The 3417-nt window shown below is 64.4% G+C and carries 2 protein-coding genes; one reads left to right on the top strand and one right to left on the bottom strand.

Annotated features, from left to right (window positions below):
* Positions 1–275: 275 nt before the first annotated feature.
* On the bottom strand, positions 276–1907 hold the full coding sequence (pvdP, locus tag AC07OJ_RS01830; RefSeq protein WP_495093773.1) for a pyoverdine maturation tyrosinase PvdP: 1632 nt from the start codon (positions 1905–1907) through the stop codon (positions 276–278).
* A gap of 142 nt (positions 1908–2049) precedes the next feature.
* On the opposite strand from pvdP, the gene pvdM reads away from it, so the two are divergent.
* Positions 2050–3399 (top strand): pyoverdine-tailoring dipeptidase-like protein PvdM, encoded by a 1350-nt coding sequence (gene pvdM, locus AC07OJ_RS01825; protein ID WP_065910363.1) that lies wholly within the window; start codon positions 2050–2052, stop codon positions 3397–3399.
* Positions 3400–3417 lie beyond the last annotated feature (18 nt).

The following is a 3417-nucleotide window of genomic DNA, read 5'->3' as shown; positions in this document are numbered from 1 at the left end:
GGAGGTAACCTGCCTGATAAGTCACGGTGGAGAAGAAAGTCCGTTTTCAGCTGCCGTTTGCAATCGTCTGTGCTGGGCGCCCGGTGAAAGAAACACGGGCACAGCCGGGGGCCTGGAAGGCTTCCGGCAGGGTTGGGAAATTAAGGGATTTGACCGCAGGGAGGTGACATGGGAAGCGGGGACAAGGGCGCCAGCCCTGGGATCGGGCTGAGCAGCGGTGTGGTTTTAACGCGCAGGCGCGCCAGCGATGGCGCGGTGTCAGGCAGCGACGAGGGTCAGGCTTCGCGCGCCTTGACCTTTAAATGCCGCGCATACCAGGGCCGCTTCGGCACGCGCTTGAACAAACCCAGCAGCGCATCGTCCTCGGCACCGAAGGTGATGCGCAGCGCGAGCTTCATGGTCTCCGGATCCATCTCCATCGACTTGCCCATCTGCAGCCCCGGCGTGGTGCTGCAGCCATGGGTGTCCGGGCCCAGCCACGGGTCAGCGACTTCGACCCAGCGCCCCGGCGCAAACCAGGCCACGCCGTTGACCTGCATGCGGCTGACCTCGCCGGGATTGAAGCGCTCATGGGCACGAAACCAGTCTTCGATGCGGTCGTCGATCCAGCCGTGGAAGTGCCAGAACACCGGGTTAACGTGGGACGAAAACGGATCGCCGAGGAAGTCGTTTTCCGCCGCATACCAGCGCGGGGCGAAGTCTGCCGGGTCGCGGGCCAGGGGCACGGGCGCGCCGTTGGAAGGGTCACGGGGCACCGAGGCCCAGCGCATGTGCAGCCAGTCATGCAGGCCCAGCTCCATCTCCGAGCCCAACTGGCCGAGGCTCAACCTGGCCAGGTAACGCGGGTCGCGGTACTGGGATTCCCAGACCTGGAAATTGCCGTGGTAGGTCTCGGCGGCCTTGATGTCGCTGACCCACTGGGTGTATTCGCTGTCATCCGCGGCCCACCAGGTGGGCGGCAGGGCGAAGCCATCGTGGTTGTCGAAGTACCGCAGGAAGCCCAGGCGATCACGCTCAAGGGGCGGTTGCGGCGCGGGGAATTGCGGCCATGAGGGCAAATCCTGCATTGAGCGCGCGGTGCCGAGCATGTGCCGGTGCATGAAGAAGAAATCGATGCCCGAGCCGTTGCGGTCCTTGTGCTTGCCACGCGCATCACGCTCCTTGCCCCGTGGGCCGGGTTGCCAGCCGATGCCGCGCAGGGCCTCGCGCTTTTCTTCGGAGAGCTTGTGCCACTGGTCCCGGGTGGCGTGCCACAGCTGATGGAACAGGCGGTGCTCGGGCGCGATCAGCCAGGCCAGCAGCGTCGGGTTGAGGCCGATACGCTGGCGTGCTTCGGGAAACCAGTGCTTGTGGGCAATAAAGCGGTTGTCGCGCTCAGTCAATGCCAGCGGGCGATCCAGATCAAGGATCTGCCCGCTGAGGGTGCTGCTGCCGGCGTTGGCAAAGTCCGCCCAGACCTGGTCGAGGGTCATCTTGAATTCATAGGCGGGCCTGCCGTCGGCGGAATCGCGGTCGATCAGGCGCCAATAGAGCAAGGCGCTGTCGCCGCTCACCAGGTCACCGAGTACACGGTAGCGTGGTTCGCCTTCGGCGCGCAGGTTGGCGGCAGTGTCCAGGTAGCCACGCACGCCGCGGCCACGCGGGGCGATGTCGAGCAGCAGTTCCAGGCCTTGCAGTGGCAGGCCCTTGAGGCCGGCGTCGCGACCTTCCAGGCGCAGGCTCCACACGCCACGCAAGGTGTTGGCCAGGTGCTGGCCGGCAGTATCGGCCAGCGCCACCGTGGCTTCGCCGGGGGTGATGGGGAATTCTTCTTCGCGCGTCAGCTCGCGATGGGCATAAAAGGCCGCCGGCACAGCGGCGCCGGTGAGCGCCAGGCCGGCGATGAACCCACGTCGAGAGATGGTCATTGTCTACCTTAGGAAACGGCTTTATCAGAGCTAGAACGTTTGCAGCCCGGGGAAATTTACCGCGCTGTCGGCGGCGCCTAAATTTGCGCGCCCATCACTCGTTCTTCCCTGATAGCGAAGGCCTCAACTGACTGAGATGGCAATGACAAAACCACGTTCGAAAAAGGCGCTGTATATCGGCCTGCCGCTGGCACTGGCCATCGGTGCCGGGGCCGGTTTCCTGGTCTGGGATCACTGGTTCAAGGGCAATGCCGGCTATCCGCTGGAGGTCATCAAGCAGGCCAATGAAATGCAGGACCGGCTGCTGTCGTTCGACAGCCATATCACCGTGCCGGTGGATTTCGGCACCGCCGGCAACGAGGCAGACAAGGACGGCAGTGGCCAGTTCGACCTGGCCAAGGCCGCACGCGGCCGCCTGTCCGGTGCCGCCCTGACGATCTTCGGCTGGCCGGAAATCTGGAACGGCCCCAACGCACCGCACAAACCCACCGACGGTTTTGTCGAAGCCGCGCGCAATGAACAGGAAGTGCGCTACAAAATCATCAGTGGCATGGTCCGCGACTACCCCAACCAGGTCGGCATCGCCTACACCCCGGACGACTTCCGGCGCCTGCATGGCGAGGGCAAGTTCGCGATCTTCATTAGCATGCTCAACGCCTACCCGCTGGGCAACGACCTCAACCAGCTGGACCTGTGGACCGCACGCGGCATGCGCATGTTCGGCTTCAGCTATGTGGGCAACAACGCCTGGTCCGACTCGTCGCGCCCGCTGCCGTTTTTCAATGACTCGGTGGATGCCCTCGACGGCCTCTCGGACATCGGCAAGCAAGCGGTGCACCGCCTGAACGACCTCGGCGTGATCATCGACGTGTCGCAGATGTCGACCAAGGCCCTGGAGCAGGTGGCGCAGTTGAGCCGTACGCCGATGGTGGCGTCGCACTCGGCGCCACGCGCGGCGGTGGATATCCCGCGCAACCTCAGCGACAAGGAACTGCAACTGATCAAGCAGAGCGGCGGCGTGGTGCAGATCGTGGGTTTCTCCGCCTACCTGCGCCCGCTGAGCCAGCCGACCCAGGACAAGCTCAACGCCCTGCGCGCCCGTTTCGACCTGCCACCGCTGCCCAACCTCGCCGTGGCCTTGATGCCGGGTGACGCGATCATCGCCGCCTGGCCCGAACACAAGTTCGGCGAGTACGCCGGCGCGCTGTACGCGATCCTCGACGAAGAGCCCAAGGCCACCCTCAAGGACCTGGGTGACGCCATCGACTACACCGTGCGCAAGATTGGTATCGATCACGTCGGCCTGGCGTCGGACTTCAACGATGGCGGCGGCATCCAGGGCTGGAACAACGTCGGGGAAGTGCGCAACGTCACCGCCGAACTGATTCAGCGTGGGTATTCCGAAGCCGATATCGCCAAGCTGTGGGGAGGCAACTTCCTGCGCGTGTGGGACCAGGTCCAAAAAGCTGCCAAACCCTTGGCCAACCGCTAATCACCTAGAAGTATGTCC

It is taken from the genome of Pseudomonas sp. GW821-FHT09C08, from assembly GCF_059418125.1.
This window is presented reverse-complemented; position numbering and strand designations above follow the sequence as displayed.